1 protein-coding gene is annotated in these 824 nt (G+C 72.0%); it reads left to right on the forward strand.

Annotated features, from left to right (window positions below; translation table 11 throughout):
• Positions 1–50 precede the first annotated feature (50 nt).
• The coding region (locus FOE67_RS27300) for a winged helix-turn-helix transcriptional regulator (protein WP_182667490.1) at positions 51–824 on the forward strand (774 nt) is incomplete at its 3' end.

The raw sequence follows: 824 nt of genomic DNA on the forward strand, positions 1-824 counted from the left end.
GCCGTTGACCCGCCCGGGCCCGGCCCTTCGCGCATCAGGAGTTCACCCCCTTGGTCACCACCGGTCTGCCGCCCGCCGACGCCGCCGATGTCGCCCGGGTCACCGAAGCCCTCCAGATGATCACCCCACGGTGGAACGTGCGGGTCCTGCTGACCCTGAACCGGACTCCCCGGCGCTACAAGGAGATCGTGGCCAAGCTCCCGTACCTCCACACCAGCCACCTGCACTCCAAGATCCGCTCGCTGTGCAGCGCGGGCCTGGCCGAACGCACCGAGCACTCCGCCCGCCACGTCACCTACGGCCTCACCCCCCGCGGCCAACAGCTCCTCCCGGTGCTCCCCCGGATGGCGAGGTGGGCCGAACAGCACCTGGAGAAGCCGGAACAGCCGCTCGCCGCGATCGAGCAGATCGAGGACACCCTCGCCCTCCTCACCCGCAGGCAGGCTCCCGCGATCCTCTGGGTTCTCAAGTCACGACAGGAAGCCACCGCCCTGGCCCTGGCCGGCCTCGTGATGCCCACCGGCTTCTGGAACAACATCTACCCCCACCTGCGGCAACTCATCGACGACGGCCTGGTGACGACCGAGGGCACCGGACAGCCCTACCGCCTCTCGCGGGCCGGCGAGGCGTTGAGCCCCGTCCTCGGCGCCCTGTCCATGTGGTCCGCAGGCCGGCCGATCGACGGGGCCGCCCGGCACCCGGTGTGGGGCAACTCCGCCCCGCCGCCCGTGAACCCCACCCGTGTCTGGACCAGTCACCAGGCACGCTTCCCCGCTCCTCCCGCCGTTCCCGCGGCCCCCGCCACACCCGCACGACCCGCGCAC

Source organism: Streptomyces calidiresistens (assembly GCF_014141525.1).
Classification (GTDB): Bacteria; Actinomycetota; Actinomycetes; order Streptomycetales; family Streptomycetaceae; genus Streptomyces; species Streptomyces calidiresistens.